This window comes from Vibrio anguillarum, assembly GCF_001989995.2.
Taxonomy (GTDB): Bacteria; Pseudomonadota; Gammaproteobacteria; order Enterobacterales; family Vibrionaceae; genus Vibrio; species Vibrio anguillarum.
Window position 1 is genome coordinate 1 of sequence record NZ_JAHGUP010000007.1, and the last position, 16,412, is coordinate 16,412.

Genomic DNA, 16,412 nt, shown 5'->3' on the forward strand with positions numbered 1-16,412 from the left:
CAATGGCTGAATAACAAGCTGACTACAGGCTCTCGCCATCGGTGACACTAAAGCCTAAGTCGAACACTTTCTGCTCAATCACTTCACCAGCCAGTGCGGACAATAATAGCTCAGCGCTTTTCTTGCCAATCTCAAACCGAGGCGTTTCTACGCTGGTTAGCTTTGGCGAAATCGCTTGACCTATATCGAGCGCGTTATACCCCACGATTGCAATATCTTGAGGAATCTTCAGCCCTCGATGTGCACACTTCATCATGGCACCAATTGCAATGTCATCATTAGTACAGAAGATGCCGTTAATCTCTGGCCTCTCTTCTAGGGCTTGTTCGAGTAAATCACCGCCGAGAGTAAAACTTGAATGCTCTTGAGTTAGGATATGAACTGCGGTTAAGCCTGCATCTTGCATTGCACGATCATAGCCATTCATCCGCAACTGCGTTCGAGTATCAAGACGCGCACCGAGATAGGCAATATGCTGTTTGCCACTATCAATCATCTGCGTCACCACATGATACGAGGCCTGTTCGTGATCCAACCCCACCGCCATATTGATCGGCTTGTCTGGCAGCTCCATCGTTTCAACCACTGGCACACCCGCCGCTTTCAGCATTTGAATGGTACGTTCGGAGTGGTGCGTTTCGGTCAAAATAAGACCATCGACTTGATACGACAGCAACGAGGCAATTTTCTCCTCCTCTTCTTGCACGTTATAACCAAAGTGAGCAATAAGTGTATCGTAACCTCTTGCTTTGGTTACCGACTCAATCCCTTGAACTAAATTGGCAAACACTTGGTTTGACAAGGAAGGCAGAAGAATACCAATCGCCTTACTTGACGATTTCGACAACATCGCCGGGGCGCGATTTTGTATATAACCTAATTCTTCAATCACTGCGGCAATTTTTTCTTGGGTTGCCAATGCGACCGAGTTGGGGTCGCGTAGAAAACGGGAAACGGTCATTTTCGTCACCCCCACGCGGTCTGCGATATCTTGCAGGGTAGGCCTAGTTTTACGTTGCATACTGCTCATTTTTATTCTGTTTTCCAACTGAATGTTACCGTAACATTAAACCTCATGACGACTGTGCATTTCAATCTTTATATCACCTCGCTAAGCCCATACACACAGAGGCAATGGCGTAATTTGTGTGACCAACTCGCACAATTATCAACAAACTCATTAATAATCCCTAAAATGGACTTGCTTTCTTGCCTCCTCACCCCAAAAAGAGAGTAATGTGAGGCAGAAGCTCTCCTTTTCATGGATCTTTGATTCATCGCAAGGCGCTTTTCCCCCTGCCAGATTAATTAATAGCTTCTGATTTTGAAGCTGCATTCTAAGGAAATAATAATGTCTGATACACCCACTACCGTTGAATATACCGTTGAAACCCTAAAGCCTGTTGTTGAATCTTCCGGTTCTATTTGGGGTTATGTGGCGGGCGGTGTCGTGCTTGCAGTCGTTCTTGGTTACTTTGCTTTTAAAAAGCTCAACAAACCGGCCTTTGTCATTAAGCAAATGCGTAAACGTAACCGCAAAGAGATGAAAAAACATGGTGTGGAAAGTGCCGAAGCGATGGTCGATCTCGATCTTCTACTCGATGCAGTACAAGAGTACGCCACCCAACAAGCAATGAGTGGCACAACCATGGTGCAGTTGTTAGCACCATTAAATGACGCCAATAAAATGAAATCCGCAGGAGATTTCTATCATTCAATGGCCTACATTGCCAAAAGCATCGATAACCCGACGCTAGCTAAAACATTACAGAACAAATCAAAACAGGTTCGTTCAAGCTCGCCACTGATGGCTGGCCTGCTCAAGCGTGCTGGCGTTTAACTGGCACAACAGAAAGGTCTGCGATGTGGGTGTATTACCATCACCCACATCTAAAAGCTTTCCCCTCAATTAAGGTTGAAAAGGCAGTGATGAATGGTGCAGAACAATTCGCAGTTGGCCCTGTTCATCTTTCTTAAATGCCCAGCTTTTATCCACCACGGTTTGCTTTCCTTTATTGTCGATGAGCTTAACGTGCCCCATGGTTAAGGCCACATCGCCGTTGATGTAGACTGCTGCGTTATCAAAGCTATACTCCTTCCAACCTTTTAGTGCAAAGCCAGAATCTTGTGGGTATTGCTTATCACTGCCGACAAAATACGATAGTGCTCCGTCCGCTTCTGTACGAAAGGTTTGCTCCCCACTGGCAAGCGTAGGTTTGAAAAGCACCGCACCTTGTTGATAGCCATACGCTTGGTCTAATACTTGCTTTGCCAACTTCTTCGCTTCAGCATGACCTTTTTGCTCATAAGTCTGGCTTATCTTGATTAACGCTTCTCCCCAAGCTTGCTGGGCATCAAGCACCTCTTGATGGCTAATATTGTTATTAACCAATAAGTCAGAAGCCTGAGCGGACAGCGGTAACAACCCGCAGAGTAATAATGCTGAAATAGAAATTCTTTTATGTGTACGTTGCATGATGAAGACCTTATCTAATTATCTAGTTGATGGGAGTAATGTGGTTGATGGGAGTAATTTACGGCCTCTCGATGAACCTAAAGCATGCGCTTAGATTAACTTCAGATGAATATTCTTTACCCAATACCAACGGATCGCTTACTCTGCTCATCTATTGAATTTATGCGGCGATCATTATGTTTCGTTATCAATTATCTCTCGTACTGGCTCTGTTACTCACCCTAATCTTAGCCCAAGCTGGCACCGCTTTATGGTCAAATAACGTCGCTAATGAGCACATTCAGCGCGGACAGATCTCCAATCAAATCTTGCAAAGCTTTATGCAGTTGAGCACGGAAAAACAGCAGTTAAAAATTTGGCTTGCCGAATATTTATTGACCAAAGATGGCAGCACGCTCAAACGAGACATGCGCTTTTCAAAAATTGAAGATTTGCTCAGCGAGCTCTATTTGCTAACCGAGCAAGCACAACAACACGGTATCACCAACCAAGACTTCGCCGAGATCACTCAGCAAATCAAAGTCATTTCTCTCTTTGAAACTAACTTTGGACGATTAAAAACAGCGCTTCGCTCCTGGGAAATAGCAAAAATCACAGACAATAATGATCGCTGGCTTTTACTCAGTGACACCTTTGATAAAGTGGATAATACCGACCTACGCCAGCTGCTAAATCAAGCTATTTCTCTACAGAAGCAACGTACTGCACGCTATGAAGCGGCAGCGATGAAATCATTATCTGATGTAGAAAATGTCATTGTAACCTTATCATTACTGGGGGTAGTCTTTGGCTTGCTACTCGGAGGCTGGTTACTGCGCACCTTATCCAAACCGTTAGCGGAACTGCTAAAAAGCACTTCAGCTTTAGAACAAGGCCATCTTAACCATCGAGTATCGGTCAGCGGGCCAAGTGAGCTCAGAACCCTAGCGCAGCATTTTAATTACATGGCACAAAGCCTTGAAAATGCGCAGCAAAAAGAGATCGCTTCGCGTCAACTCATTGAGCGAGAAGTCACCGCACGCACCCAAGAACTCGCCAATGCACTCGAAACATTGGAGCAAGCTAAACGTCAGCAGAAAGAGTTTTTTGCGAACGTCAGCCATGAATTGCGTACTCCCGCAACGGCCATTTTAGGGGAAGCGCAAATTACCCTTCGCAGTCGTCAAAATAGTGATGAAGAGTATCGACAAACGCTACAGCGTATCAATGAATCGGCAACCCACCTTTCCTACCGGATCGACGATTTATTGCTGCTTATCCGTCAAGATGAAAAGCTGTTCCAACCGACTCTTATCCCTATCACCTTAGAGAGTCTATGGCAGTCGGTGACGAGACAAGCCACCCTTTTAACTCACGCGCATCAAGTGCAACTTGAATGTCTTCACCCACAACAGGCAAACTGGCAAGCTCGGATCTTTCATACTGATTTAGATAAGCTACTGATGACCGTGCGAATTATCGTCGATAATGCATTGCGCTATGATCCACATCACCAGCCTATTACGCTCACTCTGCTAGTTGAGCCCCAGCAATTTCATCTTCAATTGCAAGATCACGGTATTGGCATTGACCAAGAGGACCTCGCACAGATTTTCCAACGCTATTTTCGGTCCGAAAACGGCAAACGCTATCGCCCTGATGGCTTGGGGATTGGTTTAACGCTGGCTTATAACATTGTGCAACAGCAACACGGAACCATCGCATTCCAAAGCCAACTGGCTCAAGGCACAACCGTTACACTTACCTTTGAACTGGAAGAGGAAGAATTATGAGAATTCTTTTAATTGAAGATGATGCCAGAATTGCCAACTTTATTGAGCGAGGGCTCAAAGCAGAAGGTCACCACATTCAGCGACTAAATGATGGGCAATACGCACTTGAAACACTCATAAGCGGCGAGCCCGATATTTTAATTTTAGATCGAATGCTTCCGCACACCGATGGATTAACTCTTTGTCAGCAAATACGTGAAGCCGGTATTGATGTGCGCATTTTGATGCTTTCTGCACTGGGCGAAGTTGAAGAACGGGTTCGGGGCCTACGCATTGGTGCGGATGATTATCTGGCAAAACCTTTTCATTTTGAAGAGTTACTGGCTCGCCTAGATGCGCTGCAACGTCGACATTCTGACTCTGCGCCAATGCCCACTCTGCACATTGCAGACTTAACGCTCTGCTTATCAACCATGACCGTAACACGGGCAGGACAAACCATTGAGTTAACCGCCAAAGAACTCGCCATATTAGAGCTATTGATGCATAAACCCGGTCATATTTTTAGCCGAGAACGGATTCTTGCTAATGTTTGGGGCCTCCATCAAGATCCCCTAACCAACGTAGTCGATGTGTATATGCGTCGTCTACGCAAAAAAATTGATGACCCTTTCTCATCAGCACTGATTAAAACTAAACGCGGTATGGGCTATTTTCTCGATAAAAATAGTGGTGAGCAACGCACAGGAAATGGATAAATTTAACTCTTATCTAACAATTACTTATCTGAGAAATTTAATATTCGTTCCGGTGCACAAATTTGCATACCTATAGTTAACATTTATAGCTCGTTGCAGTATTACTGGTCATAAGTTCAGGGCAACCACAAAACGACATCGAGAGTTCATTTCACTAGGTGACTTCTCAATGCCGTATTTGAACCCTCCAGCTGTAGACATAACCACTAACCGAGTTCTTACGCCTACCCCTGCCGTTCATTAAGCTTGCCCACCAGCCGTTTTTAAATTGTTCAGGAGACTCATCATGAGTGACATTGCACTTTCTATCAGCATTCTCTCGCTGGTAGCTGTGCTGGGTTTGTGGATAGGGAATTGGCGCGTCTACGGTGTTGGTTTAGGGATCGGCGGGGTGCTGTTTGGCGGCATTCTCGTCGGTCACTTTACAGGCATGTGGGGGGTGGTTCTTGACTACAATACGTTGCATTTTATTCAAGAGTTCGGCCTTATCCTATTTGTGTACACCATTGGTATACAAGTCGGACCCGGTTTTTTCTCTTCACTTCGAAGCTCAGGACTAAAACTCAACGCCTTTGCCGCACTGATTGTGTTGCTGGGCTGTGTGGTGACGGTCGCGCTTTACTATTTGTTTGATGTGCCTTTACCCGTTATTCTTGGTGTATTCTCCGGTGCAGTCACCAATACGCCATCATTAGGCGCGGGGCAACAAATCCTGACTGAGTTAGGTGGCCAAGAGAACATGCTTGACCTGACGGGTATGGGTTATGCGATTGCTTACCCCTTTGGCATATGCGGTATTTTGCTTACCATGTGGCTGCTCAGAATTGCCTTTCGTGTCAATGTTGACGCCGAAGCCGAAGAGTTTGAGATCCACAACGGCCACAAAAAAGAGAGCTTGCACACCATTAACGTTGCGATTAAAAACCCCAACTTAAATGGCCTGCTCTTAAAAGACATTCCCGCGCTCAGTGATGGCGATATTGTGTGCTCGCGCCTCAAACGTGGTGAACACCTTTCCGTACCCAAACCCGATTCACGAGTTGAAGTGAATGATTTGCTTCATCTGGTCGGCGATAAAAAAGCGTTAGAAAAAGCACGCTTGGTGATTGGCGAAGAGGTCGATGCATCACTTTCGACACGCGGCACGGAGCTGCGAGTACAGCGCTTAGTCGTCACCAACGAGATTGTGCTTGGTAAAAAGCTGCGCGATCTGGATTTAAAAGAGAAATACGACGTCGTCGTTTCGCGTTTAAACCGTGCCGGGGTTGAGCTTATCCCAACCAGCCAATCTACCTTGCAGTTTGGCGACATTCTCAATTTAGTCGGGCGTCAAGAAGCGATTGAAGCGGTCAGTGGCATGGTCGGTAACGCGCACCAAAAATTACAGCATGTGCAGATGCTACCAGTCTTCGTTGGGATTGGACTTGGGGTATTACTCGGATCTATTCCGTTTTATCTACCGGGATTCCCCGCCGCCATTAAGCTCGGCTTAGCTGGAGGACCGCTGATTGTCGCACTGGTTTTGGCGCGTATCGGCAGCATTGGCAAAATGTATTGGTTTATGCCGCCCAGCGCGAACCTTGCTCTGCGAGAAATTGGTATTGTGCTGTTTTTAGCCGTGGTCGGGTTAAAATCTGGGGGCAATTTTGTTGAAACCTTAGTGCAAGGCGATGGCGTCAGTTGGATGGGCTACGGCATGTTGATCACGGGTATTCCATTGATCACCGTCGGAATACTGGCTCGTGTTTTAGGCCATATTAACTATCTCACTATCTGTGGCATGCTAGCAGGCTCGATGACCGATCCACCTGCCCTTGCTTTTGCAAATGCGCTGCACGAAAGCAGTGGCGCCTCTGCGTTGGCATACGCCACTGTCTATCCGTTAGTGATGTGCCTGCGCATACTCTCACCGCAAATATTGGCGTTAATTTTATGGGCAATATAGCGAACGGTTAATATCAGGCAAACTAGAGAAACAAAGTGGGTCGCTCAGTACCCACTTTCTTTTGCTGCGTTGATAATGCTCCCATACAGCAACGTCTCACCAAATCTCTACAACATAGGAACAACGGACAGTAGCAGCAACGCGCCCATCGCGCCGTTAAACCAGCGGACATAACTTGGGTGATTCATCCAGTGGCTCAACTGTTTACCCGCCGCAGTCCAAACACTGACCGACGGAATGTTCACCAAAGCAAACACCAATGAAATCAGCATTAACTGCGCCCAGCTCGCACTTTGGTTAAATACACTCACCGCAGTCAGCGCCATCGACCAACCTTTGGGATTGACCCATTGAAACAGTACAGCCGAAAAAAATGACATCGGTTGATACTGCTTCTCTCCCTGCGAAGGGTTACTCAGCGCAATTTTTATCGCCAAATAGACCAAATAAATGGTGCAGGCAATTTGCAAACCTTGTTGCAACATAGGATAACGATGGAATAAACCCGTTAACCCAACGCCAACCAATAGCACCATAATGCTAAAACCAAACGTTACACCAAGCATGTGCGGAATAGTGCGCATAAAGCCCACATTCGCACCGGATGTCATCAGCATGATGTTGTTTGGACCCGGTGAAAAGGTCGAAACAAAAGCAAAAGCCACCAGTGGCCACCATTGTGTGTAATCCATCGTCTTTCTCTATTTAATAATGATGAACAAATAATAATGGTATCGGCTGGCAATATTGTGCTTATATTGGTCAATACCACAAATATTGAGCAATAAAAATAAGCCATGGACAGATTTGACGAGAGAATATTGCAAGAGCTACAACTTAATGGCCGAGTCTCGAATGTCGAGCTAGCCGAACGCATCGGCTTATCGCCCTCCGCCACGTTGCGCCGCGTGCAGGATCTCGAGCGTAAGCAGATCATTAAAGGCTATCGAGCGGTCTTAAATAAAACCCAACTTGATGTCGGGTTTGTCGCTTATGTGGCAATTGGCTTAAACAGCCACACGAAAAAAGCGCAGCTCAGTTTCGAAGAACATGTGCGCTACGCCAAGGAGGTGGTCGAATGCCACAACATTACCGGGATGAACGAATATTTGCTGCGTGTCGAAACCAAAGATCTCAGCGCCTATAAACGTTTTCACGCCGATGTGCTTGGTGAGTGTTTAACGGTGAAATCGATCACCACCATGGTGGTCATGGACTCTCCTAAAGACGAACGGCAATAGTATTTACGCCATCACTTTTAGCATTCGACAAGGTGCGCAAGGTACTAAGATAAGTAACTACCAAAAACTCATCTCATTCTAACGATTGAATTTCTTAAGCCTTTATTAAGAAAAGATCTTTATAAGTTCCATAACATCTTCTCATCACACGGTATGTTATGGAACCCACAATGAAAAATCCTCGCTTCTCATACGCAAGTATTACCTTGTTGCTTGCTCTCTATTTCAGCTTGGTACTCAACATTCCTATTTATGCCAAGTTGGCACAGATTTTTTCGGCTGCTGAGCAGTTCAATTGGGGGTTTGCCTTCTCAATACCGATTTTTTTCTTTTTGGCGCTGAACGTTATTTTCCAACTGTTTGCGTGGCCTTATTTTCTAAAACCTTTTTTTGCGGTCTTACTCATCCTTTCTGCTGTGGTGAGTTATGCGAGTTACAATTACGGCACGATTGTCGACCGAGACATGTTGATCAATGTCGTTGAAACCAATAGCAGTGAGGCAGGCTCTTATGTCAGTCTCTATTCCATTGTCTGGATCTCAGCGTTGGGCATCCTCCCTGCCGCTCTATTACTGCTTTCGCCACTTAAAGTAGAAAAATCCATTTCCCGCTTTTTAGGCTATAAAGCGCTATCAATATTGCTCTCTTTACTCGGCATCATCATTATTGCGGCGCTGTATTATCAGAACTATTCGTCGGTTGGGCGCAACAATAGTTACCTCAAGAAAATGATCATCCCCACTCACTTTGTCTATAGCGCTTACGGTCTTGTGAAAGATCGTTATTTTACCGAGCCCGTGGTGTATCAAATTATCGGCGCTGATGCGCAGCAGCAACCGAAAACTACCCATAGCCGTGATGCAGAAAAACCAACCTTAGTCTTATTTGTGCTAGGAGAAACGGCTCGCGCACAAAATTACCAATACTACGGCTACACACGTGATACCAATGCTTATACCGCGCCTTATCAGCCTATATTTTTCAGTGATGTCGCCTCTTGTGGTACTGCGACAGCGGTCTCTGTACCTTGTTTATTTTCCAATATGGATCGTCATAATTTTGATCGTACCAAAGCGGATAACCAAGACAACGTCCTCGATATCTTGCAGCGCGCAGGCGTCGACCTCTTATGGAAAGAAAATGATGGAGGAGATAAAGGTGTCGCGAAAAATATTCCGCAGAAAGAGCTGGATAAAACTGCGCGAGAAGGCCGATGTGACGGCAGCACTTGTTATGACGTCACAATGCTAGACAACTTAGATGAAGAAATTGCCAACCAAACTGGTAACCGAATGATTTTCATGCACATTATTGGAAGTCACGGGCCAACCTACTTTAAGCGCTATCCTAAAGACATGGCGAAATATCAACCTGATTGCCCAAGAGCGGATATTGAAAATTGCAGCGTTGAACAGATAGTGAATACTTACGACAACACTATTCGTTATACAGATTTTGTTTTGGCGCAGCTGATTGAAAAGCTAAAATCACTGCAAGCGCAATACAACACCGCATTGATTTATGTCTCCGACCATGGGGAATCGCTGGGAGAAAATGGACTGTTCTTACATGGCATGCCGTACAGCCTAGCACCCGATGATCAAACTCAAGTACCGCTTTTAGTCTGGTTATCTGACGGATTCGCCCGTACGAAAGGCGTGAATAAAACCTGTTTACGTCAAACAGCCACTCAGCCCTATGCTCACAGTAATCTCTTTCACTCTTTACTTGGCATTATGGATGTATCAACCAATGCATACGAGAAAGCGCAAGATATTTTTGCGCCATGCCGCTAAAGAGTATGGATAAAAACAGAAGAGACCCGTTAACTTAGATGAAAACAAACCCTGAAGATGTTGCTGTCGTTGTGTCTCGGCAGCAACTCGACGGTGGCATTATGCAGCGCGGCGATATCACGGCAAATCGACATTCCAAGCCCTGCCCCATCGCCTTTTTCACTGTTAGCTCGATAAAAGTTATCAAATATTTTTTCTCGGGCTTCGTTCGTGATGTTGGGGCCGCTATCAGTCACATTCACTTGAATAAACTGATCATCGCCATGCAACGTAATATCAATGTGGCTGTGTACGCCAGAATAGCGCATCGCATTATCGATTAAGTTTTTAAACAACACGCCGAGTAATAGCTCGTCGCCTTGAACCGACAAACTCTGCCCTTCAAAGCTCAATTGTTGGTCGTGCTTTAACGCTAACGGCGCAAGGTCTGCGATAACTTGCTTAATAGAGACTGAGAGATCGACCGCTTGTGATGACAACTCCATAGTGCTTTCGACTTTGGCTAACATCAACAACTGATGAATAAGGCGGTCAGTACGCTCAATACCCTTAAGAATCATGTCCAGATCATATTTCAGTTGCTGCTCATTCTGGCTGAGCATCGCGTTTTCGGCATTTAATCTCAATACCGTCAGTGGCGTTTTAAGTTCATGAGCAGCCATACGCGTAAAACGCTTCTCTCGCTGCCAAGCCAATTCTAATTGAGCCAACAGTTGGTTGAGTGTCTCTACTAATGGTGAAAGTTCGGTGGTTTGTTCTGTAACGTAAATTCGATCCAACTTGTGGACACTGCGAATGGCAATCGCCGATTTTAGCTCTTGCAGTGGTTTAAAACTTCGTCCAATAAGCATCACCAGCACCAAAATAACGCATGGGATCAGGATCAATTGCGGCAACGCGGTCGACAGTGCAATTTCATTGACCATTTCATCACGAATACTCTGTTTTTCCGCAACGAGAATGTATTCCGAACCGTGATCAGGATGAGGTTGCGACAACTGAAAATAGCGCCATGTTTGGCCATCAATGGTGACGCTGCCAAATCCATTATTGCTGGCATTGCTGCTAAAAGCGGGTTGCTGGCTATCGGAGCTGTACATCAACTGACCATCTCGATAAAACTGAAACAGAATGTACCGCTCATAAGGGTGACCATACTGCGTTGCCATCTCCTTGTTGGCTTGCGAAAGACGTTCAATGCTTTGCATCCACTGATCAAACTGTTGATGAAGATCGGCATTGTCTCCTTCTTTTATAGAGACAGAAGTCGCCATCAACAGTAATTTTGCCGATTGACCTAAGCGCGCATCGTACACCTCCTCAACTTCATGTTGAGCAGTAGAAAAACTGAAATAAAGAGAAATGAGCAGTAAGCCACCGCTTAACCATACCGCCGACTGTGTTAAACGACGTTTAATCGAAAAGATTTTTTTATTTTTCAATCATATACCCCACACCACGGATATTTTTGATGACATTTTCTGGCATTTTTTTACGCAAGTTATGAATGTGAACTTCGATAGCGTTGTCACTGCTGCCTTCGTCCCAGCCATGAAGCGCTTGTTGCAATAGCTCTTTGCTCATCACTCGCCCTGCTTGAGTGATCAAACTGGCGAGAATTTTATATTCATTGCGCGTCAGTTTGAGGGGTTGCTGACGATATTCAATCTCCTGTTTGGAAAGAGAGAGGCTCAGATCACCAATCGAAATCAGAGCCTCGGCGCTGCCCGAGCTGCGACGAATGATAAGCCGTAAACGTGCCAATAGCTCTTCTAGCGCAAAGGGTTTGCCAATGTATTCATCGGCTCCACCATCTAACCCTTTGACGCGATCGCTAATATCATCACGCGCCGTTAAGATCATCACAGGCAGTGAATAACCGGCGTTTCTAATGCCGCGCAACACCTCAAGACCATCCATATCCGGTAAGGTTAAATCCAAGATCACCGCCGAAAACTGTTCAGTTTTGAGCGCACACGCCACGCCGCCACCTTTTTCTAGCCAATCCACCGTATAACCTTGGCGAGTCAACGTCACCTGCATTGACTCGCCCAGTTGTTTGTCATCTTCGACTAATAATAAACGCATACGTTATTTTAAATTCTCCAACAAGAGAGCAATTTCTTGCTGACGCCCAGCATCGGCAAGCGCTCTTTGTGGCCTTGCTGGTGCTTGTTGTGCTTGTAACAGGTACTTTCTTGCTTCATCGGTTCTGCCTTGCTCGGCAAGAAAATCACCGTAAAAATAGTTGGCATCAATTCCTGTCGGGTTAATCAGCAGTGCTCTTTGCAGCAACTCTTCCGCTTTAACGTCGTCGCCAAAAGCCACTGGCCAGCCGGGCACTTTGTAATATAAGGTGCCTAAACTTGTAAAAGCCGAGCCATCTAAAGTATTAGGCGCTTGATCGATAACCTCTTCGTACAATAATTTCGCCTCTTTCACTAAAGATAGCGCACCCAACCCACCTTTTACGCCCGCTAATGAGGATTTATTGATGGCAAGCCACACTTTGAGTTCTGGACTGTTGCTTGATTGCATCTCTAAGGTGTTACGCATAATGACACGCTCAAAACAACGTTCTTGATCATCGCTCGACTTCATTTTGTATTGGCATTTGGCCCAATCAGATTGAACCTGAGCTAAAGGAGTGATCGCAAAAGCGGGTGTCGTGCTTACCGCAAAGATGACCAATGCACTGGCCCATTTAAACACAGTTTTCAAATGTTGTTCTCCTTGAATTATCACGCTTTAACGGTTCAAAAAGGCAAGAATGGTCGCTTGCTGCTTTTTAATTGCCGACGAAATCACTGCTGGCCATAGTTGATTTAATCGCACCAACACTTTTTCAGGCCAGCCAATCCAGCGAGTTGTTGATTCGCTTTCGAGCATACTAAGCACATGTTGGGCAACAACCTCTGGCTCATCACAGTGGTTGCCTACGGCTTGGTTGAACTGGTTCACCGTGTCATTATTCAGCTCGGTATTGGTCGCTCGCGGCGCTAGGTAAAGTACCTTGATACCCGTCCCCTCAAGCTCACGCTGCATCGCTTCACTAAAACGGTGCAACCCTGCTTTGGTCGCGCAGTACGTGGCATAACCCGGGTAACCAATAGCCCCTAAACTTGAGCCAATATTTAAAATAATCCCCGGTTTATTCAACCAATGTATCGCCGATTGAGTCAGTTGCATTGGAGCAAGTAAATTCAAATGCAGCTCCTGTTGCACTGAAACTGCGGTTCGTCTGGCTAATAAGCGAAACTGGTTGATGCCCGCATTATTGATCACCACACTGATTCGTTTCTGGCCCATAAAAAAGCGCTGAATGAAGGTGTTGATCTGCTCTATTCCTGACTCTGTGCTTAAATCTGCACTCAAAATCAGATGCTTCTCAGGCATGGGTAGCGTTTGCCGAAGTTGCTCGAGTTTTTGACCATCTCGAGCCACCAGAACTAGACTGGCTCCTTGCTTAGCAAGCAGCAATGCGATGCGTTGCCCGATACCACCGGAAGCGCCGGTGAGTAAAACATGTTGATGATTAAGATCCATATTGCGACCTTACACCTTGCGAAGCTAAATCTTGCGAACCTGCATGCACCATTGACTCGCAAGGAAGCGGTAGTTCTCGCAGCATCTGCCCATACAGATCAAACACCATGTTTGCAGAGCGGATGATGGCCTCTTGATCGGATACACACTGAATGTTGTTCATTAACGATTCAAAAAAACGGATGTGCCCTTGGTCAAGTTCGCTGTGCGAAGTGAGATAAGTCATCGCCGCATCAGGAAGCTCCAAACGCTGTTTGACTAACCGTGCGATATTCCCACCGACACCCACACTGGTTCCTTCAAGTACCCACACCATGCCAAATAAACTCAACGGGTTGGCGCGATCAATCTGGTGATAGAGATACGCCACCATGAGTTCGATGGAAGCGCTGACCCGCCCTGCACCCTCATTATGACGCACTGCGTCCACATCACCACCGCACGCTTTAATATCGTTCAAGATCCACTCTTGGTGGCCTTTTTCTTCATCGATGTACTCAGCAATCGCCGTTCGTACCCACTCATATTCATCGCCTAAGCGGCTGCCGCATGCCATCAGCAGTGGCACCGTATGTTTAACATGGTGATAAGCTTGAGTGAGAAAACGAATATACATCTCTAGGCTGATCTCTCCTCTTGCGCAGGCATCAAATACCGGAGCTTGCAACATCTGCTGCTGTGCTGGCTCAGTTTGTGTTTTTAAAATATGGAAAAATTTGCTCATTTTAAAGCTCCTCAGCCATTGAATAGAAGGAAGGAATAGAGATAAAAACCGTCTGTGGATTAGTGGTGTGGCGCGCCAAGCGAGCCTCTTGCAGTGCGTTTTCAATAGCTAAGCGTTTTGGGCGACCATTAGCGGTCAGCCACTTTTGCCAGCAGTGAATATCGCTCACCAACCAAAGCTGCGTGATGTGTGCGTAATCGGGCAACACGCTATTGAGCTGTTGCACGCGCGTAACGAGATCAGGTAAAGGACTGTCACTGACGGCCGTGAGGCCTGCCTGCCCGTCGCCCACCACCACAAATCGATGGTGCGCAATCAAAGCTAATGCTTGAGATTCAATCCATTCAGGGGCCACGTTACGCCCAAAACTGGTGATGATGAGGTTCTTTTTACGCCCGATGATGGTTAAAAAACACTCACCATCGATTGTGGCCATATCGCCAGTTGACAACCACTCGTGGCTAAACGGCTCACCTAAATACCCCAAAGCCGTGTTGCCTTTAACTAACAATTCGCCATCTTGTGCCAGCGAAACCTGAAGATGAGACAGCACCTGTCCACACGACCCCGGCTTATTTTGTTGGGGTGTATTCATACTCACGACCGAAGCACTTTCAGACAAACCATACCCTTCAAAAGCGGGAATGCCGAGCTGGCGAGCTGCGTTAATTAATTGGGGAGCCACTCGCGCCCCGCCCACGGCAACCCAGCGTAAAGGCAGCGCAAGAGCTGGGCTCTGCTTGACGACTTCAATTAATGCCAGCAATAGCGCAGGCGTTAGCACCAAGCTTGACGGCTGAAACTGTTGTAGTGCGAGTGCGAACGTTGCACCACAGAACTGGCTAGAACCGGTCAAACCTACTTCGCTGCCACAGACGACTGTTGATGTCACACCCAGAACCAAAGGAACATACACACCCGTGATGTTTTCTAACAAGGTTGAGAGAGGCAGCATCACGAGGTGACGCTCAACTTGCGCGGACATTTTCTCTGCGATCGCCAGCGTGACCGCTTGCATGTTTTCGTCACTCAAACACACCCCTTTCGGCGTTCCGGTGGACCCAGACGTAAAGGTAATTTTTTGCGTCAAAGGCAACACCTGTGCTGATGGATTCGCCAAATAGACAAAAGCAGGTAGATGACTGAGCGTTGAGAAAGGTTCACCTAGCGTTGACCAATCACCTAAGCAAACATCAACACCCGATTCATACAGTAAGTGTTCAACCTGTGCCTTACTAAAGAAAGTAGGTACAGGAACGAGCACTATTTTTGCGTGCATGGCCGCAAGGTCGATGATCACCCAATCCAAACTATTTTCAGCTTTTAATGCAATACGCTGAACCTGCCACTGGCGTAATGTGCGTGCTGTGGCTTCCACCTTTTCTAAGAGCTGTTGATAGCTCAGCGCTATCTTTTCTTGTTTGGCATTGTGCCCAATGAAGGCAATGCTATCTGGCTTTTGCTGCGCATGTTGATGAAGCGCCGATAAAATTCGGTTCATAGCAAAGGCCTCACGCTTGTTTCTGGTTTAAATGAAATCGGTTGAGCAACGCCAGCCCCTGCGCCAAATTTCCCGCTAAAATTCGAGGGCTGTGTTGGTAATAACTGCCCCAAATTTGGCTGGCGTTAGGAATGCAAGATGCTGACGCTTTCGCGATCAATGTCGGTTGTAAACCAAATCGACGCATCAAAGCATGCAGTGGATCCGTTGCTGTAAAAACGCACCATTCATACCCTAAATCAACCAGCTGTTGAGCGATCAAAGTAAAGTGCAGTGCCGATAAACCACGACCGAAAGAGGCCAGTTGGCCAAATTCAATCAAAGCACTTCGGGATACTCGGCAATCAAAACGCTGCGATAAAATTTCATCGGCAGGTTGGTCAAGGTATTGTTCGAGAAATAGAGGCTCTTGCTGCGCTACGCGAAAACCACATACGGATTTCATTTCGTCATGATCAAGCAAAGCTAAATAAGCAGGCATAAAAGTAATAAGGCGTGCATCAAACGCTTGCTGATAACGCTCGCGCACAAGGTGTATGGCTTCCAACCAGCGAGGATGAGAAGGATCAATTACGGCCAATTGCAGATCAGATGCTGAGCGTATAGTTTTCATCGGCATTTCCTTTTTGCCTACTCTGTAAACAAAAATAACGGACGTAACTTAAGAATCCCTTAATAAGAGATTTTTTCTTCAACTCAATGAATGAGGAGCC

General features: G+C 46.2%; 16 protein-coding genes. 6 read left to right on the plus strand and 10 right to left on the minus strand.

What is annotated here, in order from left to right:
* Window positions 1-22: 22 nt before the first annotated feature.
* Complete coding sequence (locus PL85_RS01000; protein ID WP_026027817.1) at window positions 23-1,030, minus strand: substrate-binding domain-containing protein; 1,008 nt, start codon at window positions 1,028-1,030, stop codon at window positions 23-25.
* A 321-nt stretch (window positions 1,031-1,351) separates the two neighbouring features.
* On the opposite strand from PL85_RS01000, the gene PL85_RS01005 reads away from it, so the two are divergent.
* A complete protein-coding gene (locus tag PL85_RS01005; RefSeq protein ID WP_174223795.1) occupies window positions 1,352-1,840 on the plus strand; it encodes a hypothetical protein in 489 nt (162 codons plus the stop codon).
* Between the two features lie 69 nt (window positions 1,841-1,909).
* Here the strand turns inward: PL85_RS01005 and PL85_RS01010 are convergent, their stop codons facing one another.
* Entirely contained in the window at window positions 1,910-2,476 is a 567-nt protein-coding gene (locus PL85_RS01010; RefSeq protein ID WP_088721199.1) for a phosphoribosyl-AMP cyclohydrolase, read from the minus strand.
* Window positions 2,477-2,652: 176 nt separating this feature from the next.
* On the opposite strand from PL85_RS01010, the gene PL85_RS01015 reads away from it, so the two are divergent.
* The 3 genes from PL85_RS01015 (at window position 2,653) to PL85_RS01025 (ending at window position 6,891) form a co-directional block, all read left to right on the plus strand.
* Window positions 2,653-4,248 (plus strand): sensor histidine kinase, encoded by a 1,596-nt coding sequence (locus PL85_RS01015; RefSeq protein ID WP_115339130.1) that lies wholly within the window; start codon window positions 2,653-2,655, stop codon window positions 4,246-4,248.
* On the plus strand, window positions 4,245-4,946 hold the full coding sequence (locus PL85_RS01020) for a response regulator transcription factor (protein ID WP_115339131.1): 702 nt from the start codon (window positions 4,245-4,247) through the stop codon (window positions 4,944-4,946). Before PL85_RS01015 ends, PL85_RS01020 begins: the two co-directional genes overlap by 4 nt.
* Window positions 4,947-5,232: 286 nt before the next feature.
* Complete coding sequence (locus PL85_RS01025) at window positions 5,233-6,891, plus strand: putative transporter (protein WP_064625634.1); 1,659 nt, start codon at window positions 5,233-5,235, stop codon at window positions 6,889-6,891.
* 107 nt (window positions 6,892-6,998) lie between these two features.
* On the opposite strand, the gene PL85_RS01030 is transcribed toward PL85_RS01025, so the two are convergent.
* A complete protein-coding gene (locus PL85_RS01030; RefSeq protein WP_115339132.1) occupies window positions 6,999-7,583 on the minus strand; it encodes a LysE family translocator in 585 nt (194 codons plus the stop codon).
* A gap of 105 nt (window positions 7,584-7,688) precedes the next feature.
* Here PL85_RS01030 and PL85_RS01035 point away from each other — a divergent pair, with 105 nt between their 5' ends.
* The gene (locus PL85_RS01035) at window positions 7,689-8,132 is read left to right on the plus strand and encodes an Lrp/AsnC family transcriptional regulator (protein WP_115339133.1); all 444 of its coding nucleotides are present in this window, start codon (window positions 7,689-7,691) and stop codon (window positions 8,130-8,132) included.
* A 158-nt stretch (window positions 8,133-8,290) separates the two neighbouring features.
* Complete coding sequence (locus tag PL85_RS01040; protein WP_064625638.1) at window positions 8,291-9,928, plus strand: phosphoethanolamine transferase; 1,638 nt, start codon at window positions 8,291-8,293, stop codon at window positions 9,926-9,928.
* A 29-nt stretch (window positions 9,929-9,957) separates the two neighbouring features.
* Here the strand turns inward: PL85_RS01040 and PL85_RS01045 are convergent, their stop codons facing one another.
* The 7 genes from PL85_RS01045 to PL85_RS01075 are packed head-to-tail and all read right to left on the minus strand — an operon-like array spanning window position 9,958 to window position 16,318.
* Window positions 9,958-11,370 (minus strand): sensor histidine kinase, encoded by a 1,413-nt coding sequence (locus tag PL85_RS01045; protein WP_115339134.1) that lies wholly within the window; start codon window positions 11,368-11,370, stop codon window positions 9,958-9,960.
* On the minus strand, window positions 11,360-12,016 hold the full coding sequence (locus PL85_RS01050) for a response regulator (protein ID WP_115339135.1): 657 nt from the start codon (window positions 12,014-12,016) through the stop codon (window positions 11,360-11,362). Before PL85_RS01050 ends, PL85_RS01045 begins: the two co-directional genes overlap by 11 nt.
* A gap of 3 nt (window positions 12,017-12,019) precedes the next feature.
* Window positions 12,020-12,640, minus strand: coding sequence for a tetratricopeptide repeat protein (locus tag PL85_RS01055; protein ID WP_412766525.1), 621 nt, complete (start codon window positions 12,638-12,640; stop codon window positions 12,020-12,022).
* Between the two features lie 36 nt (window positions 12,641-12,676).
* Complete coding sequence (locus PL85_RS01060) at window positions 12,677-13,474, minus strand: SDR family oxidoreductase (protein ID WP_094123787.1); 798 nt, start codon at window positions 13,472-13,474, stop codon at window positions 12,677-12,679.
* Complete coding sequence (locus tag PL85_RS01065; RefSeq protein WP_013856451.1) at window positions 13,464-14,198, minus strand: TenA family transcriptional regulator; 735 nt, start codon at window positions 14,196-14,198, stop codon at window positions 13,464-13,466. The genes PL85_RS01060 and PL85_RS01065 overlap by 11 nt, the downstream gene beginning before the upstream one ends.
* 1 nt (window position 14,199) lies before the next feature.
* Window positions 14,200-15,699, minus strand: coding sequence for an AMP-binding protein (locus tag PL85_RS01070; RefSeq protein ID WP_115339137.1), 1,500 nt, complete (start codon window positions 15,697-15,699; stop codon window positions 14,200-14,202).
* A 10-nt stretch (window positions 15,700-15,709) separates the two neighbouring features.
* Window positions 15,710-16,318 carry a thermostable hemolysin gene (locus tag PL85_RS01075; RefSeq protein WP_115339138.1) on the minus strand — a complete coding sequence of 203 codons (609 nt, stop codon included), beginning with the start codon at window positions 16,316-16,318 and terminating at the stop codon, window positions 15,710-15,712.
* Between the last annotated feature and the right edge of the window lie 94 nt (window positions 16,319-16,412).

Bases quoted from the DNA above. Each gene is read 5' to 3' on its own strand.
- PL85_RS01000 (WP_026027817.1), bottom strand. From the start codon at position 1,030: ATGAGCAGTATGCAACGTAAAACTAGGCCTACCCTGCAAGATATCGCA.
- PL85_RS01005 (WP_174223795.1), top strand. From the start codon at position 1,352: ATGTCTGATACACCCACTACCGTTGAATATACCGTTGAAACCCTAAAG.
- PL85_RS01010 (WP_088721199.1), bottom strand. From the start codon at position 2,476: ATGCAACGTACACATAAAAGAATTTCTATTTCAGCATTATTACTCTGC.
- PL85_RS01015 (WP_115339130.1), top strand. From the start codon at position 2,653: ATGTTTCGTTATCAATTATCTCTCGTACTGGCTCTGTTACTCACCCTA.
- PL85_RS01020 (WP_115339131.1), top strand. From the start codon at position 4,245: ATGAGAATTCTTTTAATTGAAGATGATGCCAGAATTGCCAACTTTATT.
- PL85_RS01025 (WP_064625634.1), top strand. From the start codon at position 5,233: ATGAGTGACATTGCACTTTCTATCAGCATTCTCTCGCTGGTAGCTGTG.
- PL85_RS01030 (WP_115339132.1), bottom strand. From the start codon at position 7,583: ATGGATTACACACAATGGTGGCCACTGGTGGCTTTTGCTTTTGTTTCG.
- PL85_RS01035 (WP_115339133.1), top strand. From the start codon at position 7,689: ATGGACAGATTTGACGAGAGAATATTGCAAGAGCTACAACTTAATGGC.
- PL85_RS01040 (WP_064625638.1), top strand. From the start codon at position 8,291: ATGGAACCCACAATGAAAAATCCTCGCTTCTCATACGCAAGTATTACC.
- PL85_RS01050 (WP_115339135.1), bottom strand. From the start codon at position 12,016: ATGCGTTTATTATTAGTCGAAGATGACAAACAACTGGGCGAGTCAATG.
- PL85_RS01060 (WP_094123787.1), bottom strand. From the start codon at position 13,474: ATGGATCTTAATCATCAACATGTTTTACTCACCGGCGCTTCCGGTGGT.
- PL85_RS01065 (WP_013856451.1), bottom strand. From the start codon at position 14,198: ATGAGCAAATTTTTCCATATTTTAAAAACACAAACTGAGCCAGCACAG.
- PL85_RS01070 (WP_115339137.1), bottom strand. From the start codon at position 15,699: ATGAACCGAATTTTATCGGCGCTTCATCAACATGCGCAGCAAAAGCCA.
- PL85_RS01075 (WP_115339138.1), bottom strand. From the start codon at position 16,318: ATGCCGATGAAAACTATACGCTCAGCATCTGATCTGCAATTGGCCGTA.